The 17,955-nt window shown below is 51.4% G+C and carries 17 protein-coding genes; 11 read left to right on the top strand and 6 right to left on the bottom strand.

All coding sequences use genetic code 11. The features are described 5' to 3' along the window. Positions 1 to 29: 29 nt before the first annotated feature. Genes G8768_RS15360 through G8768_RS15350 form a run of 3 tightly spaced genes read left to right on the top strand, consistent with a single transcriptional unit; the run spans position 30 to position 3,018 of the window. Positions 30 to 1,718, top strand: a complete 1,689-nt coding sequence (locus G8768_RS15360; RefSeq protein ID WP_371315443.1) for a peptide chain release factor 3 — start codon at positions 30 to 32, stop codon at positions 1,716 to 1,718. A gap of 47 nt (positions 1,719 to 1,765) precedes the next feature. Continuing rightward, complete coding sequence (locus G8768_RS15355) at positions 1,766 to 2,359, top strand: 1-acyl-sn-glycerol-3-phosphate acyltransferase (RefSeq protein WP_243749508.1); 594 nt, start codon at positions 1,766 to 1,768, stop codon at positions 2,357 to 2,359. A gap of 23 nt (positions 2,360 to 2,382) precedes the next feature. Beyond that, positions 2,383 to 3,018, top strand: a complete 636-nt coding sequence (locus G8768_RS15350; protein ID WP_166845162.1) for a TetR/AcrR family transcriptional regulator — start codon at positions 2,383 to 2,385, stop codon at positions 3,016 to 3,018. Here the strand turns inward: G8768_RS15350 and G8768_RS15345 are convergent. Beyond that, the gene (locus G8768_RS15345) at positions 3,015 to 3,863 is read right to left on the bottom strand and encodes a DUF6279 family lipoprotein (RefSeq protein ID WP_166845164.1); all 849 of its coding nucleotides are present in this window, start codon (positions 3,861 to 3,863) and stop codon (positions 3,015 to 3,017) included. The genes G8768_RS15350 and G8768_RS15345 overlap by 4 nt on opposite strands. Before the next feature lie 291 nt (positions 3,864 to 4,154). Here G8768_RS15345 and G8768_RS15340 point away from each other — a divergent pair, with 291 nt between their 5' ends. Next, positions 4,155 to 4,550: a hypothetical protein gene (locus G8768_RS15340; RefSeq protein WP_166845166.1), complete on the top strand. Its 396-nt coding sequence runs from the start codon at positions 4,155 to 4,157 to the stop codon at positions 4,548 to 4,550. Here the strand turns inward: G8768_RS15340 and lnt are convergent. From lnt to G8768_RS15325, 3 genes are read right to left on the bottom strand one after another with little or no spacing between them, the layout of a single operon-like run. Then, positions 4,536 to 6,056, bottom strand: coding sequence for an apolipoprotein N-acyltransferase (gene lnt / locus G8768_RS15335; protein ID WP_166845168.1), 1,521 nt, complete (start codon positions 6,054 to 6,056; stop codon positions 4,536 to 4,538). The genes G8768_RS15340 and lnt overlap by 15 nt on opposite strands. A gap of 6 nt (positions 6,057 to 6,062) precedes the next feature. Continuing rightward, a complete protein-coding gene (gene yciH / locus G8768_RS15330; RefSeq protein WP_166845170.1) occupies positions 6,063 to 6,386 on the bottom strand; it encodes a stress response translation initiation inhibitor YciH in 324 nt (107 codons plus the stop codon). Positions 6,387 to 6,388: 2 nt separating this feature from the next. Beyond that, positions 6,389 to 6,772, bottom strand: coding sequence for a hypothetical protein (locus G8768_RS15325; protein WP_166845172.1), 384 nt, complete (start codon positions 6,770 to 6,772; stop codon positions 6,389 to 6,391). A 167-nt stretch (positions 6,773 to 6,939) separates the two neighbouring features. On the opposite strand from G8768_RS15325, the gene G8768_RS15320 reads away from it, so the two are divergent. Further along, positions 6,940 to 7,791, top strand: a complete 852-nt coding sequence (locus G8768_RS15320) for an ion transporter (RefSeq protein ID WP_184679392.1) — start codon at positions 6,940 to 6,942, stop codon at positions 7,789 to 7,791. A gap of 21 nt (positions 7,792 to 7,812) precedes the next feature. Here G8768_RS15320 and G8768_RS15315 read toward each other — a convergent pair whose 3' ends face one another. After that, positions 7,813 to 8,631 carry a UDP-2,3-diacylglucosamine diphosphatase gene (locus tag G8768_RS15315; RefSeq protein ID WP_166845174.1) on the bottom strand — a complete coding sequence of 273 codons (819 nt, stop codon included), beginning with the start codon at positions 8,629 to 8,631 and terminating at the stop codon, positions 7,813 to 7,815. A gap of 195 nt (positions 8,632 to 8,826) precedes the next feature. Between G8768_RS15315 and G8768_RS15310 the strand changes: the two genes are divergently transcribed. Next, entirely contained in the window at positions 8,827 to 9,981 is a 1,155-nt protein-coding gene (locus tag G8768_RS15310; protein WP_166845176.1) for a serine hydrolase, read from the top strand. A 16-nt stretch (positions 9,982 to 9,997) separates the two neighbouring features. Further along, positions 9,998 to 10,243 carry a SlyX family protein gene (locus G8768_RS15305; RefSeq protein WP_208020187.1) on the top strand — a complete coding sequence of 82 codons (246 nt, stop codon included), beginning with the start codon at positions 9,998 to 10,000 and terminating at the stop codon, positions 10,241 to 10,243. Positions 10,244 to 10,309: 66 nt separating this feature from the next. On the opposite strand, the gene G8768_RS15300 is transcribed toward G8768_RS15305, so the two are convergent. Next, positions 10,310 to 11,764, bottom strand: coding sequence for a M48 family metalloprotease (locus tag G8768_RS15300; RefSeq protein WP_166845178.1), 1,455 nt, complete (start codon positions 11,762 to 11,764; stop codon positions 10,310 to 10,312). Positions 11,765 to 11,931: 167 nt separating this feature from the next. On the opposite strand from G8768_RS15300, the gene G8768_RS15295 reads away from it, so the two are divergent. From G8768_RS15295 to aceF, 4 genes are all read left to right on the top strand, one after another. Continuing rightward, on the top strand, positions 11,932 to 12,177 hold the full coding sequence (locus G8768_RS15295; protein WP_166845180.1) for a sulfurtransferase TusA family protein: 246 nt from the start codon (positions 11,932 to 11,934) through the stop codon (positions 12,175 to 12,177). Between the two features lie 50 nt (positions 12,178 to 12,227). Further along, positions 12,228 to 13,316, top strand: a complete 1,089-nt coding sequence (locus G8768_RS15290; protein ID WP_166845182.1) for an AI-2E family transporter — start codon at positions 12,228 to 12,230, stop codon at positions 13,314 to 13,316. Between the two features lie 272 nt (positions 13,317 to 13,588). Then, positions 13,589 to 16,252 carry a pyruvate dehydrogenase (acetyl-transferring), homodimeric type gene (gene aceE / locus G8768_RS15285; RefSeq protein ID WP_166845184.1) on the top strand — a complete coding sequence of 888 codons (2,664 nt, stop codon included), beginning with the start codon at positions 13,589 to 13,591 and terminating at the stop codon, positions 16,250 to 16,252. Between the two features lie 12 nt (positions 16,253 to 16,264). Continuing rightward, on the top strand, positions 16,265 to 17,902 hold the full coding sequence (aceF, locus tag G8768_RS15280; RefSeq protein WP_166845186.1) for a dihydrolipoyllysine-residue acetyltransferase: 1,638 nt from the start codon (positions 16,265 to 16,267) through the stop codon (positions 17,900 to 17,902). The last annotated feature ends 53 nt before the right edge of the window (positions 17,903 to 17,955 follow it).

Here is a 17,955-nt window from a genome sequence, read left to right as displayed (position 1 = left end):
AAGTGCCCGCAGGAAAGACGCTGGGCGGAATCCCTGCTAAATCGCGGTATTTGGCTGGGGTTTTGGTGACAAGCCGTTATAATGCTCGGTTTTTTACGCCAACGTGCGAGCGACAGCAGCTGAGAGCCGACTTAATGACTACCGAAATCACCGATGCTATCCAACAGCGTCGCAGCTTTGCCATTATTTCTCACCCGGATGCGGGTAAAACCACCATTACCGAGAAGCTGTTGCTGCTGGGCCAGCTGATTCAGGTTGCGGGCTCGGTAAAGGGCAAGAAGGCCGATCGGCACGCCACTTCGGATTGGATGGGCATGGAGCAGGAGCGCGGTATCTCGGTCACCTCATCGGTGATGCAGTTCCCGTATCGTGGCCGTATGGTCAACTTGCTCGATACCCCCGGGCACGAAGATTTCTCTGAAGATACCTATCGTACTCTGACGGCGGTGGATTCCGCGTTGATGGTGATTGACGGCGCGAAGGGTGTGGAAGACCGCACCATCAAGCTGATGAACGTCTGTCGACTGCGCGATACCCCTATCGTTGGCTTTGTGAACAAGATGGACCGCGATATTCGTGATCCGATTGAGCTGCTGGACGAGATCGAAGAGGTCCTGAAGATTGAGGCCGCGCCTATCAACTGGCCGATTGGCATGGGTAAGGAGTTTAAAGGGGTTTATAACCTGTACACCGATACCATCCATGTCTTTGAACAAGGCAAGAACTACGTTCTGACGGATGATATTCGTATCGAAGGGCTGGATTCTGATGAAGCTCGTGAGTTGCTCGGTGTGTACTACGACGATTATGTTGATGAAATCGAATTGGTCCGCGGTGCCAGCCATGAATGGGATCAGGACGCTTTTCTTGCGGGCAAGTTGACTCCGGTCTTTTTCGGAACCGCTCTGGCGAATTTTGGTGTCCGTGAAATGTTGGACGACTTTGTGGAGTGGGCCCCGGCTCCCCTGGCTCGCAATACCGAAACTCGTGAAGTGGATCCGGTTGAAGAAAAATTCAGTGGTTTTGTTTTTAAAATTCAAGCCAATATGGACCCTAAGCATCGCGACCGCATTGCGTTTATGCGCATCTGCTCCGGCCGTTACACTAAAGGCATGAAAATGCGTCATGTGCGTCTGGGCAAAGACGTCAAAATCGCGGACGCCGTCAGTTTTAAAGCCGGTGAGCGTGAGCTTCTGGAAGAGGCGATGTCGGGTGATATCATCGGCCTGCACAATCACGGTACCATTCAGATCGGCGATACCTTTACCGAAGGTGAGGTCTTGAAGTTTACCGGTATTCCACACTTTGCGCCGGAAATGTTCCGCCGCATCCGCTTGAAAGATCCTTTGAAAACCAAACAGCTGCAAAAAGGTTTGCAGCAACTTTCCGAAGAAGGTTCTACCCAGGTTTTCTTCCCGATGAACAGCAACGATATTATTGTAGGCGCTGTGGGTGTACTGCAATTTGAAGTGGTCGCGTATCGCTTGAAAGATGAATATAAAGTCGATGCCATTTACGAATCGGTCAATGTGAATACGGCTCGTTGGGTTGAGTCGGAAGACGATAAAAAATTCGAAGAGTTTAAACGCAAGTGCTCGGATAATCTGGCATTGGATGGTGGTGGCCATCTGACCTATCTGGCGCCAACTCGAGTGAATTTATCCTTGAGTGAAGAACGTTACCCTGAAGTGGCATTCCGCTCCACTCGGGAACACTGATAATTCGATCGTCTGTGATTAGTAAGTAAGAGTAGATAGGTGACATCATGGGACCAATCCACACTAAGGCTCCAGAAAATATGCCGCGCTTGGGTAACCGCTTCAGTCGCTGGTTAGGCCGCACTTTATTGCGATTGTTTGGCTGGACCCTGGAAGGTGAGTTGCCCAATGAAAAGAAAATCATGGTGGCTCTGGCTCCGCACACCTCGAATTGGGATTTCGTCGTCGCGATGCCGGCCATTATGGGCCTTGGTGTGAAAATTTCTTATCTTATGAAAAAAGAAGCTTTTTTCTGGCCGGTAGCGGGTGCCTGGAAATGGCTGGGCGGTATTCCTACAGACCGCTCCGCTGCCGGTGGTATTGTCGAGCAGGTCGCGAGCTATTATGCTGACCACGATAAATGCTGGGTGGCGATAACTCCTGAAGGTACTCGTTCCAAAGTCTCGAAGTGGAAGACCGGTTTTCTGAGAATTGCCCACCGCAGCAATGTGCCCGTGGTTGTCATCGGTTTTGATGGTCCGGGTAAACGTATCGTGATCGACAAAAAGTTTTACAGCGAAGGTAATTTTGAGGCAGAGGCCGATGAGTTGCGTGATTATGTGAACGAAAAATTTGTCGGCATTTCTCCCAAGCGGCAGTAAACGGGCGGGAATAGGGACAAGGTATGGTAGATCAAACCGAGCCTTCCAAAACAGGGGAAGACGGTGCGGACAGGCGACTGATTTCAGCTGAAGCGTTGGAAAAATTGCGCAATGTGCTGATTCATCTGTTTTCCGAAGGTATGTTCCACGAAGTGGGTATTCGGGATATCTGCACGCAAGCGAAGGTCAGCCCAAAGACCGTCTACAAATATTTTGGCAATAAAGAGCAGTTGTTAGCGGCCTGTGTCGAGCAGGATTTGCAGGCGCTGGCCGAGCTGACCGCCGAAAAAGTCGATGAGATGAGCAGCGTCAAGGACAAAATCCGCGCGCAGGTCGATGTCATTCTTGGCTTTTATCAACAACGCCCCGCTGTTGCCCGCATGGTATTTCTGAATATTCCCATTGTGTATTGGCTGCAGAGCGCTTCTCCTGCGCATTATCAGCATCGCCAGATTGGTCGTGAAGTGTATAAGCTGGCGATTGAGCAAAACCTGATTAAGCCCGGCTTGCAGGAAGATGTTGTCTCGGAAATGATTGCGGGTGGGATCAATCGTGTGATCAGCTCTTGCCTCTATGAAGACAAGGCTGATCGTATGTCGGAGTACGCCGATGGCTGCTTTGAATTTATCTGGGCTGCGCTCAGCCGGAACGAGACCTAAAGTTTCTGTTTGGCCATCTTTTCAAGCAAGTCCTGGTATTTACTGATTTGCTTGTGCAAGCGTTTCTTCTGTTTTTCATCGCTTAACTGAAAGAGATCACTCAAGAGCTGGCGTTGCAAAATCCGGTTGTGGTCCTCGAGTTCCAGCTTTTCTTTTGACCATTCGCTACGCGGGTTTTCAAACAGAGCCAGTAATTGAGTTTGGCTGTCCTCGGTTCTTGGGCCTTCCAGAATGTCCCTGAAGCGCTCCTGCCAGTGCAGGCGTTGAGCCAGTTCGATTTCGGCGCCCAGCATAAAGGTTTCGGACCACTGCTGAATCTTCTGCTTTTGAGCGTCGTTGAGTTTGCCTAAGGTTTCGCGTACCTGTTTCTCCATGCCTTCCCGGCCGCGCTCCCGGCGTTCCTGTTCGCTACGGTCGCTGAATTTCTCCCGCAATTCGTCGTTATTGGCTTCAATTTGCTTGTACAGGTACTGTCTTTGTTTCTGGTCCTGGGCCAGTGTCAGCTCGGCCAATAGAGGGCCGCCTTTGTGCAGCAGACGTTTCCACACTGCTGTGGCATCTTCTTCAAAGGCCGCGATTTGTTCAGTGCTGATGCTGTCCTGGTTGAGGGCCTGCTGGAGATTGTCGAGAAGGCTTCGGTAGCGGGGTAATTCTTCTTTCTGATGCCAAACATGCCATTCATCAATGGCATTGCTGAGCTGCTTCTGCTGCTCGCGATTCAGGTCCAGGTATTCCTCCACTTGATTTTCCAGCCACCAATCGGCTAAACGATAGGCATATTGAGTACTGCATGCGCTGAGCAGGAGGAGGGCGCTCAGCAGAATAAGACGTCGACTGATGGTCATAGTTTGTTCCGTTCAGCTCTTGTTAAGTTTCGCGTTAGTCAGTAACATGCGGTTATATCCGCCATTCGTTTAGACGATACTTTATTTAATAAGTGCAATTTATTAATTATTGGCAATTCAAATCTAATGCGTTTTGGTGGGTGTGGGTTGAGTGAATCTGGTAAATACCAAGAAAAAAGCCAGTTTTTCACGAAGCCACCAACAACAAAATCGTGCCCATGCAACGTAACGCATAGAGAAGCACGATAGAGGGTGGAGTGACAACGCTTTATTTGTCTAGGGGGACAATAAGTGAAAGCAGATATTCTTCCAAACCTGGGGGATGTTGAGCTCTTAGATCGAATGGAACAGGCAGCTACGATTCAAGTCGGGCTGTACGATAATAACGGCCGTCAAATGGTATTCATGGCCGAGCACAACCGACATGGTCAACAGGCAATTGCCGCAAACAGCCTGACGTATATCCAGCAATTGCTGGATAAGTTCGAGTTAGTTGCTGAAGAGTGCGATTTTTTCCGTTATGTGTTTTCTCCAACAAGCGGCCCTATTTTGGGGCGTTTTGCATTAAAGCTGTCTGGAGACAAGCCGGTGAGTTATTCGATGAAAATGCTCAGCCAGCTTGAAGTCGAACATATGGCAAATTTGCTTGAAGCATTGCCTAGTAGCGAGATGCTACAAGCGGTTTGAGTAAAAACGCGCTAGTAGCAACGGCACTAGCGCAATTGCACAGCACAGTAATGCCAGCAGATTGCCCATCTGGGCAAATGGTGTGCTGCCCGTCATTTTATAAATCTCACCCTGCAAGCTGGTTTGGACAAATTGTTCGGCCTGCTTAATCATTTTTCCATCCGGTCCAACAATGGCCGTTACGCCGGTGTTGGTTGCCCGCAATAAATACCGTTGATTTTCCAAAGCCCGCATCTGAGCGATTTGCATGTGTTGCAAAGGGCCGATAGAGCGGCCAAACCAGGCGTCGTTACTCAGTGTGATCAATACGGGGTGTTCATCTCCCTTGGCCCGCGCGAGTTCCGGATACACAATCTCATAGCAAATCAATGGCGTCACTTGCATGGAGGGTTGCAGGTGATTGCTTAAGCGACTGTAGTTTTTCGGACCGGGTTTGATGATGGACGTTGGCAGATTGAAAAAGCTGATGGTGCCTCGTAGCCATTCTTCCAGAGGCACATATTCACCGAAGGGTACCAGCTTGCGTTTGTGATAAACGCCTTCGCCCTGTCCCAGGGCAATTGCTGAGTTGTGGTAGCGCCCGTTTTCGCGAACCAGGCTGCCGCTGATAAAAAAGGTATGGCTGTCTTTTGCTCGCGCATTAACGAAATCATAGACAGTCTGGGCGCGATGAAAGGGCAGAGGGATGGCCGCTTCAGGCCATATGACCCAGTCGTTCTTGTCCCACAGATCTTCACTGAGCGAGAGGTAGCGATCAATGGTGGTTTGTAAGAAATGGCGTTCCCATTTTAATTCCTGTGGAATGTTCGCCTGTACCATGGCGACTTTGATTGGGTGGCCATCGCGTTCAGTCCACTGAATGGTGCTCAGTGCCGCGCCAGCAAGCCAGGGAGCTGCAGCCAGCAGTAACCAGTATGCAGCGCTCTTCTGTTTGATATTGATTGAAGCCAGGGCGAGTGCGGCGGCGGACACAACCAAAGCGATATCGATCAGTAGGACACCCCCCATAGGCGCCCAGCCAGCCATAACAGTGTTGATCTGACTGTAACCCACATACAGCCAGGGGAATCCAGTCAATAACCAGCTGCGAGTCCATTCGCCCAACACATAGCTTGCCGCCAGTGCAAAGACAAAAGCCGCACCACGTTTATGTCCCTGATGATCCATCAGTCGGTTTAACAGGATGAAGGGAATGCAAAACAAGGCGGCCAGGCCCAGAACAAAAATTCCGGTCAGTGTGCTGGCCAGTGGGGCCGAGGACAGTCCAAAATCATGAATGCTGGTGTACACCCATGAGGCACCCACCGCGAACAAGCCCGTGCCAAAGGCAAAGCTGTGCCAGCCGGGCGAATAACGATCATTCAGCATCAGACGGAACCACAGGGTTAATGCAATAAGTGCAATGGGCCAGACATCAAAGGGCGCCATGGAAAATGGCACGCTTGCACCCAGTAGCAATGAAAACAGATAGGGCAGTTTAGATTTTATTCCGGCAGCCGCTTCCATGGATGTTTATCCGCCAGCCAATTTTACGGTATGGCCTTGTTTTTCCAGCTCCGCTTTAATGGTTTCGCGTTGGTCACCTTGAATTTCAATCACAAAATCCTTGACGCTGCCGCCGGTGCCACAGAGTTGTTTCAGTCGCTTAGCCAGTTTTTTGAATTCGGCGGGCTCCAGCTGCAAACCTTTGACGAGAGTTACCCCTTTGCCTTTTCGGCCCTTGGTCTCGCGCATGATGCGCACGATGCCATCACCTTCCGGTGCGCTTGTCGTTTCATCCTCGGGCTTGATGCGCCCCTGATCGGTGGAATAGACGAGGCGTGAATTTTTGCTCATGGTTACGGCTCTTTTGAAGAGTGATTGTTGCTGTGTTCAGGTGACTGGGTTGGCTCGTCACCGTTCCCTTCGGTTTCGATGGCTTGCAATTGTTGTTTAGCCGCACCCATCACAATCGATACTGCGCCGAAGGCAAAGATCAGCAGGGCCAGCCATTTTTCCATATCCCAGTACACCAGCAGTGGTGCCACAATCAAGCTCGCCAACAAGCCAACAGAAATCAGCTTTTCGGCTTGCTCGGGCAGTCGGCTCAATTGCTGGCATTTAGGACAGCTGACGGCTTCCCGTGCGAGCAAGGGCTTTCGCCATTGTTCCTCAGCCTGTTCGGCTTTGCTGGGCTGGTATTGGCAGTGTGGGCAGCGCAGTGGCTGCAAGTGAAGCGGCACGTGCTTATCCTTCTTGTGAAAAGCGTATTGTATGAATTCCGCCGGCCAATTCCTAGTTGCGCTGGCTCGCTGATCTGGGCAATTTTGTCCGTACCTGCCCCGTGAAAGCTGACGATTCATTGGGTACACTGTGCTGATTTGTCAGCTTAGGAACCCCTATTGTGCCCATTCAAGATCCCGCACAAGGTCCACAGCAAGAGCCGGAAGCGGAAAGCCTGAAGCTCAAGTTGCGCCGTATCATCTTCGGAACCGCCAGTCCGGCGGGCAAGACTTTTGATATCGTTCTGATTTACATCATTCTGCTGAGCGTGCTGGTGGTCATGCTGGATTCCGTCAGTTGGATTGGTGAGGCTTACAAAGACGTCTTTTGGGGATTGGAATGGGTTTTCACGGCGATCTTCACCGCTGAGTATGTTGCGCGCTTGTATTGCGCCAACAGTCGCTGGGCGTATGCGCGCAGTTTCTATGGCATTGTGGATCTGTTATCGATTCTGCCGATGTATTTGTCGCTGGTCAGCGGCGATGCGACCTATCTGTTGATGATTCGAATTCTGCGTGTGTTGCGGATATTCCGGGTTTTGAAACTGGCGAATTATCTTTCCGAAGCCAATGTGCTGATTCGAGCGCTACTGGCTTCGCGGCAAAAAATCTTTGTCTTTTTTGCCACAGTACTGGTGTTGGCCATGATCTTCGGTTCGTTGATGTATGTTGTCGAAGGGCCGGCTCATGGGTTTACTTCAATTCCCAAAAGTATTTACTGGTGCATCGTTACCATTACTACGGTGGGCTATGGGGATATCACCCCCCAGACAACTGGCGGACAAATGGTGGCCGGTTTTGTGATGCTGACAGGTTATTCCATTATTGCGGTGCCGACGGGAATTTTGACCGCAGAATTATCGCGGGAGATTCAAACGCACCGTGACCATCGTTTCTGCGAGGCCTGTGGTAAATCCGGCCATGAGCAGGATGCGAAACACTGTAAGGCTTGCGGGCAGGAATTACTGCCGCCGAGCTAGTGTCGCCCCAGCAAATCGGGTTCAGGCCGCGCTGGCCTGAGCCAGTTGTTCGGTCTCTTCGTTGTGCAGGCTTTTCAGTTCCGGCCAATGCAGCAAATGTATCTGGCCTTGATGATCTTCCGCCAACGCTGTGCAGGACTCCACCCAGTCGCCGGTGTTGTAATACTCGATGCCGTTGATGTCTTTGATGGCCGCATGGTGGATGTGGCCGCAGATCACGCCATCAAAACCCTGTTTGCCAGCGGCGTAGGCAACACCGTTTTCATATTCTTCGATGTAGATTTTCGCACGTTTGATGCGCGATTTAATAAAGCTGGCCAGTGACCAGTAACCCAAGCCGTACTTGGCGCGCCAGCGGTTATAGCTGCGGTTAAGGAACATCAGCAAATCGTAGCCTTTGTCGCCGAGATACTTTAACCAGCGTTGGGCGCGTGCAACGCCATCAAATTGATCGCCGTGAATCACCAGCAGGCGTCGACCATCTTTGGTGGTGTGTACGCAGCGATTGATCAGGCGAATATTATCCAGGGCGTTGTTGGCGTATTTGCGCAGGAATTCATCATGATTGCCGGTGATGTAGTGAATCGGCACGCCTTGTTTGGAGAGCTTTAAAATACGTCGAATCAGGCGGGTGAATGAGCGCTGCCAGTAAACACCATTTTGCATGCGCCAACCATCCAGAATATCGCCGACCAGATACAGCTCTTCAGCTTGGTGGTGCTTTAAAAAATTATTGAGCAATTCGGCTTTGCAGTCTTTGGTCCCCAGGTGGACGTCTGAAATCCAAAGCGTCCGCCATTGAATTGGGTTCATGCTGGGGCTGTGATTGCTTGTGGGCATGTGGCTCACCTTAAGTAATCAGTAATCGACACTGCGATCTGGATTGCTGTTCATTAGGCGGCAGCATGCGGTTTGAATATGACTGCAACGTGATGGAAATATGAACAGTTGATGACCGGCTTGGCAATTTCATCTTGGCGGTGGCTGTGAAATAATTCACCTATCCCAGCAGCACCTTTAACAATGGAGATCCCGGTGTCAGAAAAAGTACAGGTTTCAGGTGAATACAGCAGTCGCTTCGCCGCTTTGGCGACGGCCTTTGCTGACAGCTTTCGCGATCATGGGGATACCGGTGCGGCATTGTCGCTGTATTACCGTGGCGAATTACAGCTTGATATCTGGGCCGGCAAGCGCGACAAAAAAGACGTCGATGACTGGCAGGCCGATACTCGGGTAAATGTTTTCTCTGCGGGTAAAGCCCTGGTAGCGGTCAGCTTGTTGCAGCAAATGGAGTTGGCTGGTTTGAGCCTGGATACGCCGGTGAAAGAAATTTGGCCGGAATTTCAAAACAGTCAGGTGAATGTGCGTCAGGTACTTTGCCATCGTTCCGGTTTCAGTGCCTTTCAGAAAAAGGTGCCTGATGAGGTCATTTATGACTGGCGGAGAGTCACGGAGCAGCTCGCAGGAGAAACTCCCTGGTGGGAGCCGAATCAGGCGCAGGGGTATTCACCGATGTTGTTCGGTTGGCTCGGTGGTGAGTTGTGTCGCCGTCTTGCCGGTGCGGCGCGATTTAATGATGTGGTACAGAAAACCATATCACAGCCTTTGGGCATCAGTGCAGGCTTCGGCTTAAGTGAAGAAGAGCAGCAAACTCTTGCTGACGTTCGAGCTCTGGATAGCCGCTATGTGCCAAAAGATGCCGCCAAACTGATGACGATCTTTAAAGACGAGCCGGGTGGTGTGACTCAGAAAGCGTTTACCAATCCTATGTCGATTATGGTGGGGACCAATTCTCAGGCTTGGCGACAAGCGCAAATCCCCGGTGGAAATGCCTGCACCAATGCCCGCAGTCTCGCGACGTTTTATCAGGCCTTGTTGGAGCCTGGGAAGTTGCTGGGTGAAGCGTTTACGACGGCGTTACGTCAGCAGCAAAGCTACAGTGAGTGCGATAATGTGCTTAAAACTTCATTGGGTTTTGGTTTGGGCTTTATGTTGAGCGATGAGCGTGATGAGTTGCGATTAGGTTCTGCGCAAAACAGTTTTGGACACCCGGGGGCGGGAGGTTGTGTTGGTTTTGCTGACCCGAATACTGATATCGCCTTTGCGTACACTACTCGGGATATGGGACAGAGTTTATTGCTCGACCCTCGTGCAATTCGATTAATTGATGCGGCTTACGCTTGCTTGTAAAACTTGGGTGAACACCATGACATCAGAAAATACGCTTTTAATGGAAGCTCAGGCTGAACGTTTGGCGGAACTGGAAAGCCGGCAGGCTTACGCCGAAGACACGATCAATCAGTTAAACGATGTGATTGCCCAGCAGGATAAGGAAATTGCTGCCTTGCAAATACAGCTTACGCATTTGGCAAAAAAGTTGGACGACATGCAATATGCAGTAGAGCAGGGCAGCCCTGCTAATGTTGCCCAGGAGCGCCCGCCGCACTATTAATCTCAGGGTAATATCGAGATGATATTGAGGGTAATGTTGAGATAGAAAAAGAAAACGTTCTCGCGCTTAGCCCTTTTGATCTTCGATCATATTGTAAACTTGACGCGTCTTCTCCTCTAAAATGGTACTCAATCGGTAATTGCCGCGCGCCATTTTCTGGGCCAGTTTTAAATGATGTAAGGCCTTGTCGTAAATACCATTCAAAATAAAATATTCCGCACGAGCCTGGTGCAAATTCAGAATGTCGCCGGTCAGGCCATGAATTTCGGCCAGCAGATACCAAACGTAAGTATCGTGAGGGCGTTGTCGGGAATGTTTAACCAGTAATTGTTCGCCGCGATGGTATTGACCAGACTCCATATACAACTCTGCCAATCGCACACTGATTGGATGATTGTGGGGATTCTTTTTTAGCGCCAGTCGCAAATCCATCAAGGCGCCATCGAAATTCCCGGCTGCGGCCGCGAGGTCAGCTTTAGCAATGATGTAGCTGACATGATCTGGCTTACCTTCCAGTAAAATATCGAGCTGCTCTTTGGCTTTTTTAATTTCTTTCATCTCAATGTATGAAAGCAGTAGGCCGTAGCGGCTGGCTTCCGGCAGTAAGCTATGACCTTCCAGTTCGCTGGCAAAGGCCTTGGCCGCCTGGCTGGGTGTTTCCGACAGCGAGAGGCGGACGCGCGAGCGCATTAGGTGAAAATCAAGCGACGGTGGTAGTGGTCTTTCGACATAACGGCGCGCACGGTTACGAGTGTCGGCAATACGCTTTTCGGTCACTGGGTGGGTCAGTAAAAATTCGGGGGGACGTCGACTGAACTGAGTGGCCTTAAGCATTTGCTCAAACATTTCCGGAGCCTGATATGGATCGAGACCCGCAGCGGCCATGGTTTGAATGCCGATGCGATCCGCTTCCTGTTCGTTTTGCCGACTGAAGCGCAGCTTGGCATCAATGGCCGCTGCCTGTGTCGCCGACAGAGCCGCAAGACCGGCATCGCCACTGGTGGTGGCAGCGATAACCAGGCTGGTCATGAGTGCGGCCAGCATGGGCAAAGTATTGCGTTGCTGTTGCTCAACGCCTCGGGCGAAATGCCGTTGACTCAAGTGAGCCAGTTCGTGTGCCAGTACAGCGGCGATCTGTCCTTCACTTTGCGCGTAGTTAAACAAGCCGGTGTGCACGCCCACCACACCACCGGGAACCGCAAAGGCGTTCAGGGTTGGGTTTTCCACCATGATAATGTCGAGCTGTTTGCTGTGCAGTTCACTGTGTTCCGCAAGCTTGGCCATCAGTTTTTCAGTGTAGTCGGCCAGTTGGGCGTCAACCGATGTGGGAACCTGGGCACGAAAGGAGCGAGCCCAGGCTTGTCCGAGCTTGTATTCCTGTTGCGGGGAAACAATGCCGGAAGTGGCATCGCCAAGGCTGGGCAGTTGAATTTCCTTTTTCTGTGCGCTGATTGGGTTGGCGGCCAGGGCCAGGCTAATACTGAGTGCCAGGCAGGCAATAGGCTTGCTCGAAATACCCATAATTCTCTCTAATTACTGTCGGCTCATACTTTGGTTTTTGACTATACCAAATATCCTAGAGTGACAGTGCTAAGAAAAGTTCGCGTTTCCTAATCAATGAAAAAAGGGTGTCACTTCAGGGCAATGCTTGATATAACAGCGTACCGTTTGTCCTGGAGCTATAACCAATGGCTTATTCCCAATTTACGCAACTGGCGACCGAGGTTGATGCCAGGGGGCTGGATTGTCCATTGCCATTGCTTAAAATGAAGTTAGCCTTGAACGGCCTGTCCAGTGGTGAGTCGCTGGGGCTGTTAGCGACTGATCCGGGCTCCATGCGAGACATCAAGGCCTTTGCGGATATTGCCGGTCATACACTGCTGCTGGCTGAACAGGAAGGCAGTGACTATTGTTATGTCATTCAAAAGTCCTAATGCCCTTATATTCCGCGTATCGATAGACTGAGTGGTTTTTAGAGAAAGCTATGATTCGAATTTTTCAAAACTGGATGGAGCGTTATCTCGCCAGTGAAGAGGCAGTGCTGCTGCTGATTATTCTCGGCCTGGGCCTGCTGGTCGTCGTGACTATGGGGGGCATTTTGGCACCCATGATCGCCAGCTTGATCATTGCCTTCTTGTTGCAGGGCGTTGTTCAGCGCTTGGCCAACTGGGGGGTGCCTCATATCGTTGCCGTTAATATCGCTTTCCTGCTGTTGGTGGGCTTGTTGCTGGCCGGTATTTTTATTCTTTTTCCTTTGATCTGGCATCAAACGGCGACTCTCTTTTCTGAGGTGCCAGGTATGTTGGCTGACTGGCAGAAAATCATGCTGGCTCTGCCGGAGAAATACCCGCAGTTTATCAGTGAAGAGCAGGTTGCTCAGATCGTAGCGGCGCTGGGCAGTAAGCTGGGCGGCTTTGGGCAGAGCGTGTTGTCCTTCTCGCTGGCCAAGGCGCCGGTGCTGATTGCCGTATTGGTCTACCTGATTCTGGTGCCGATTCTGGTGTTTTTCTTCCTGAAGGACGCGGGTGAGATTCGCTTCTGGATGTCTTCCTTTCTGCCCCGCAAGCGCCCGGTGATGAGCCGCATCTGGCATGAGATGAACATCCAAGTGGCCAATTATGTGCGCGGCAAGGTCATTGAGATTCTGATTGTGGGTAGTGTGAGTTTTGTCTGCTTTCAGTTTCTGGGTTTGAACTACGCGCTATTGCTCGCGCTGGGGGTGGGGCTCTCGGTGCTGGTGCCGTATATTGGCGCCGCAGTCATTACCTTGCCGGTCGCCATGATCGGTTTTCTGCAATGGGGCTGGAGCAGTGAATTCTACTATCTGATGATAGCCTACGGCATTATTCAGGCTCTGGATGGCAATGTACTGGTGCCTTTGTTGTTCTCAGAGGCGGTGAATCTGCATCCGGTGGCAATCATTCTGGCCGTGCTGGTGTTTGGTGGTATCTGGGGCTTTTGGGGTGTGTTCTTCGCGATTCCACTGGCCACTTTGATTAAGGCCGTTCTGAACGCCTGGCCGGTGGCTAATGCTGAGTTGCAGAGTCAGGAAGAGGTTTCTGAGGCCTCTTAATCTTTGTAGTTTATTTACACAGGGGTTTTGGTCGTCTTGGCCAAAACCTCCGGTTTTTCGGCTTTTTTCTGGCCAGATCAACGATCAATCTTTAAATTTCCGCCTTATTTTTGTAGTATTGCTACATTAAATTAGTGTTGCGCACAGAATACCAGCTTTGTGTGCCATTTTTTAGGCTGTTCGCTGCAAATTTCGTCAAGCAGCGAACGATTTTTTGCCTATACTCTGTTCACCTCGACATATATTTGCCCAAAAGGCCAAGGGAGACATAGATGCAAGAAGATATCGATGCCCTCGAAACCAAAGAGTGGCTGGATGCTTTGCACTCAGTAATTCGTCATGGCGGTAAAGAGCGCGCCTCTTTTCTGTTACGACAGCTCGCCGAGCGTGCCAGTGAGCACGACGTAAAATTGCCTCACGCAATTGTTACCCCTTACCGCAATACCATATCACCGGCCAAAGAAAAGCGTATGCCCGGTGATTTGTTTATGGAGCGTCGAATCCGTTCCTTGATCCGCTGGAACGCCATGGCCATGGTGATGCGTGCGAACGATAACGACGACGGTTTGGGCGGGCACATCTCTTCCTTTGCCTCTGCGGCAACCCTTTATGATGTTGGCTTTAACTACTTCTTCCACGGCGGTGACGGTGAGGAAGAGGGTGATCTGATTTATTTCCAGGGCCACTCGGCACCGGGTATGTATGCCCGTTCATACCTGGAAGGTCGCTTCAATGAAGATCAGTTGGATAACTTCCGTCGTGAAGTTGATGGTGCTGGTTTGTCGTCCTATCCGCATCCCTGGTTGATGCCGGATTACTGGCAGTTCCCTACCGTCTCCATGGGCTTGGGCCCGATTCAGGCGATTTATCAGGCGCACATTATGCGCTACTTGTCAGCGCGTGATCTGGCCAAGCGTGGCAATCGTAAAGTCTGGGCCTTCCTGGGTGATGGCGAAACCGATGAACCGGAATCTCTGGGCGCGATTTCCCTGGCCGGTCGTGAAAAACTCGAAAACCTGATCTTTGTGATCAACTGTAACCTTCAGCGCCTTGATGGCCCGGTTCGTGGTAACGGAAAAATTATCCAGGAACTGGAAGGTGTTTTCCGCGGTGCCGGTTGGAACGTTATTAAAGTGGTTTGGGGTCGCTTGTGGGATCAGTTGCTGGAAAAAGATACCAGCGGCCTGCTGCAAAAACGTATGGACGAAGTTTGCGACGGTGAGTTGCAAAACTATAAGGCCAACGGCGGTGCTTATACCCGCGAGCATTTCTTCGGTAAATATCCGGAGTTGCTGGAACTGGTTAAAGATCTCTCCGACGATGACATCATGAATCTGAACCGTGGCGGTCACGATCCGTTTAAAGTTTACGCGGCCTACAAACAAGCGGTTGAACATAAAGGCCAGCCAACCGTGATTTTGGCGCAGACCGTAAAAGGTTACGGTATGGGTGCTTCCGGTGAGGCGGCCAACGAAACTCACTCGGTTAAAAAGCTGGATATCGACAGCTTGAAGCGTTTCCGCGATCGCTTTGGTATTCCAATTTCCGATGAAGAATTAAAGCACGTTCCTTACTATCGCCCGGCGCCAGATTCGCCAGAAATGGTGTACATGCGCAAGCGCCGTGAGGAACTGGGTGGTCAGCTGCCACGCCGCCGCCCGACCTTTGAAGGTTTGGATGTGCCAAGCCTGGATGCGTTTAAAGCCCAGTTGAAAGGCACTGGTGAGCGCCAGATCTCAACCACTATGGCCTTTGTTCGAATCCTGTCTTCTCTGGTGAAAGACAAAAATATGGGCCAGCGTGTTGTCCCGATTGTTCCGGATGAAGCTCGTACCTTTGGTATGGAAGGTATGTTCCGTCAGTTGGGCATCTACTCTTCGGCGGGTCAGAAATACACGCCGCATGATCACGATCAGATCATGTACTACAAGGAAGACAAGAAAGGCCAGATTCTGGAAGAGGGCATCAACGAAGCGGGCGCGATGTCGGCGTGGATTGCAGCGGCAACCGCCTACAGCAACAGCAACTGCCCGATGGTGCCGTTCTATATTTTCTATTCCATGTTTGGTTTCCAGCGCATTGGCGATTTGGCCTGGGCGGCGGGTGATTCCCAGGCTCGCGGTTTCCTGATTGGTGCGACGGCGGGTCGTACTACCTTGAACGGTGAAGGTTTGCAGCATCAGGATGGCCACTCTCATGTGCTGGCCAATACCATTCCAAACTGTAAGAGCTACGACCCCGCTTATTCCTACGAGCTGGCGGTGATTGTTCAGGACGGTTTGAAGCGCATGTTTGCCGACAAGGAAAACTGCTTCTACTACATCACCACCATGAATGAAAACTACGCTCACCCGGATATGCCCGCCGGTGCCGAAGAAGGCATTATCAAAGGTGCTTACCTGCTGAGCGAAGGCAAATTGCCGAAGGGCAAAAAGCAGAAGCCGCGTGTTCAACTAATGGGTGCCGGTTCGATTTTGGGCGAAGTTCGTGAAGCAGCCACACTGCTGAAGGATGACTTTGGTGTAGAGGCGGATATCTGGAGCTTAACCAGCATCAACGAGCTGACCCGCGATGGTCAGGCGGCGGAGCGCTGGAACATGTTGCATCCCGAAGAAGAAGCCAAGCAGCCTTTCATTACCCAGCAACTGAAAGATCGACAGGGACCTATCGTCGTTGCTACAGATTACCTGAAAACCTATGCCGAGCAATTGCGCGCTTATATTCCGGGTGATTACAAAGTTCTGGGTACTGAAGGTTTTGGTCGCAGTGATACTCGCGCGAAGCTGCGTCACTTCTTTGAAGTAGACCGCTACTTTGTCACGGTTGCCGCACTGAAATCCCTGGCTGATCGCGGTGATATAGATGCCGCGTTGGTGACAAAAGCCATTAAGAAATATGGTATCGACCCGAACAAAGTCGACCCGTGTTTGGTTTAAGGAGGTGTGGATATGAGCATTGAAACTTTATCTGTACCTGACCTGGGTGGTGCCAATGATGTTGAGGTCATCGAAGTCTGTATTGCAGTCGGTGATGATCTTGAACTGGAGCAATCCATTGTTGTTCTGGAAACCGACAAAGCCACTATGGAAGTGCCTTGTACCAAAGCGGGCAAGGTGACGGCGGTGCACATTGCCGAAGGCGCCAAGTTGAACGAGGGCGAAGCCCTAGTTGATATTGAGATCGCCGCCGGTGATTCAGCAGAAAGTAGCGCTGAAGAAGTGGTTGCTGAGCCAGAGCCTGTTGCGGAAGAACCCTCCGCGGCTCCGGTGCCTGAAGCACCTGCTGACGCTGCGGTTGAGAGCGAAGTGGACATTATTGTCCCCGATCTCGGTGGTGCTGAAGATGTCGATGTTATCGAAGTCTGTGTCTCGGCCGGCGACGAAGTGGCCGAGGGCGATTCGCTGATCGTGCTGGAAACTGACAAGGCATCCATGGAAGTGCCGGCAGAGCATGCTGGCACCATTGTGTCCATTTCTGTGAGCGAAGGTGGCAAGGTTAACAAGGGCCAAAGCATTGGCCGCATGAAAACAATCGCAACGGCTCCTGCCGTCAGTGCGGCCAGTCCAGAGCCTGTTGCAGCACCGGCAGCCGCAAGCCCGGCGCCTGAAGCAAGTCGTTCCGGTGAGGCTAAACTTGCACCGCCTCCAGCAAAAATAGCAACCATCGAAGACGGTCCTGAAACCGCCTTTTACGCGGGTCCGGCGGTACGTCAGTTAGCCCGTCAATTGGGTGTGGAGCTGACCGAAGTTAAAGCCAGCGGCCCTCGTGGTCGCCTGAGCAAAGAGGATGTGCGTAACCACGCCAAGACCATCATCGAAGATGTGAAGTCTGGCAAGTTGTCATCCGGTGCGGGCATCCCGGCCATTCCGGATGTCGATCACAGCCAGTTCGGTCCAATCACGATCGAGCCGTTGAGCAAGATTGCCAAGATCACCGCTGAGAATATGAGCCGCAACTGGCTGAATGTTCCCCACGTGACGCAATTTGATGATGCCGATATCACTGAACTCGAAGCGTTCCGCAAGAGCATGAAAGCGGAAGCGGAAAAACGTGGCAGCAAGCTGACGCCACTGCCGTTTTTAATCAAGGCGGTAGCGGCCACTTTGCGCGCCGAGCCAAGCTTTAACGTTTCTCTGCACAGCGACGGCGAAAATCTGGTTCGCAAGGACTATGTGCATATTGGTATCGCCGCCGATACGCCGCGAGGTTTGCTGGTGCCGGTGTTACGTGATGCCGATAAAAAAGGTCTATGGCAGATTGCCGATGAAGTGAATGAGCTGATTGGCAAAGCTCGCGACGGCAAGCTGATGCCGAAGGATATGCAGGGCGCCTGCTTTACCATCTCCAGTCTGGGTGCCATGGGCGGTAAAGGCTTTACGCCTATCGTCAATGCTCCGCAGGTGGCGATTATGGGAGTTTCCAAAGCCTCTATTCAGCCGGTATGGGATGGTAAAGAGTTCCAGCCAAGGCAAATGCTGCCTCTGTCGCTAAGCTACGATCATCGTGCCATTAATGGCGCGGATTGTGGTCGCTTCTTTACTCATTTAGTTGCGACCCTGAGCGATATCAGACGCTTGTTGCTGTAACTTTGTATTGAATTCTCTTTTGCACTTTGAAACCAGGCCTGGGCCTGGTTTTT

The sequence above is a fragment of the Pseudoteredinibacter isoporae genome, assembly GCF_011602085.1.
Lineage (GTDB): Bacteria > Pseudomonadota > Gammaproteobacteria > Pseudomonadales > Cellvibrionaceae > Pseudoteredinibacter > Pseudoteredinibacter isoporae.
The sequence above is the reverse complement of the archived record's forward strand: the minus strand, read 5'-3'. Positions and strand labels throughout refer to the sequence as shown.

Coding starts and splice junctions, on each gene's coding strand:
- yciH (WP_166845170.1), bottom strand. CDS start 6,386: ATGAGCAAAAATTCACGCCTCGTCTATTCCACCGATCAGGGGCGCATC.
- G8768_RS15355 (WP_243749508.1), top strand. CDS start 1,766: ATGGGACCAATCCACACTAAGGCTCCAGAAAATATGCCGCGCTTGGGT.
- aceF (WP_166845186.1), top strand. CDS start 16,265: ATGAGCATTGAAACTTTATCTGTACCTGACCTGGGTGGTGCCAATGAT.
- G8768_RS15305 (WP_208020187.1), top strand. CDS start 9,998: ATGACATCAGAAAATACGCTTTTAATGGAAGCTCAGGCTGAACGTTTG.
- G8768_RS15290 (WP_166845182.1), top strand. CDS start 12,228: ATGATTCGAATTTTTCAAAACTGGATGGAGCGTTATCTCGCCAGTGAA.
- lnt (WP_166845168.1), bottom strand. CDS start 6,056: ATGGAAGCGGCTGCCGGAATAAAATCTAAACTGCCCTATCTGTTTTCA.
- G8768_RS15300 (WP_166845178.1), bottom strand. CDS start 11,764: ATGGGTATTTCGAGCAAGCCTATTGCCTGCCTGGCACTCAGTATTAGC.
- G8768_RS15295 (WP_166845180.1), top strand. CDS start 11,932: ATGGCTTATTCCCAATTTACGCAACTGGCGACCGAGGTTGATGCCAGG.
- aceE (WP_166845184.1), top strand. CDS start 13,589: ATGCAAGAAGATATCGATGCCCTCGAAACCAAAGAGTGGCTGGATGCT.
- G8768_RS15315 (WP_166845174.1), bottom strand. CDS start 8,631: ATGCCCACAAGCAATCACAGCCCCAGCATGAACCCAATTCAATGGCGG.
- G8768_RS15345 (WP_166845164.1), bottom strand. CDS start 3,863: ATGACCATCAGTCGACGTCTTATTCTGCTGAGCGCCCTCCTCCTGCTC.
- G8768_RS15350 (WP_166845162.1), top strand. CDS start 2,383: ATGGTAGATCAAACCGAGCCTTCCAAAACAGGGGAAGACGGTGCGGAC.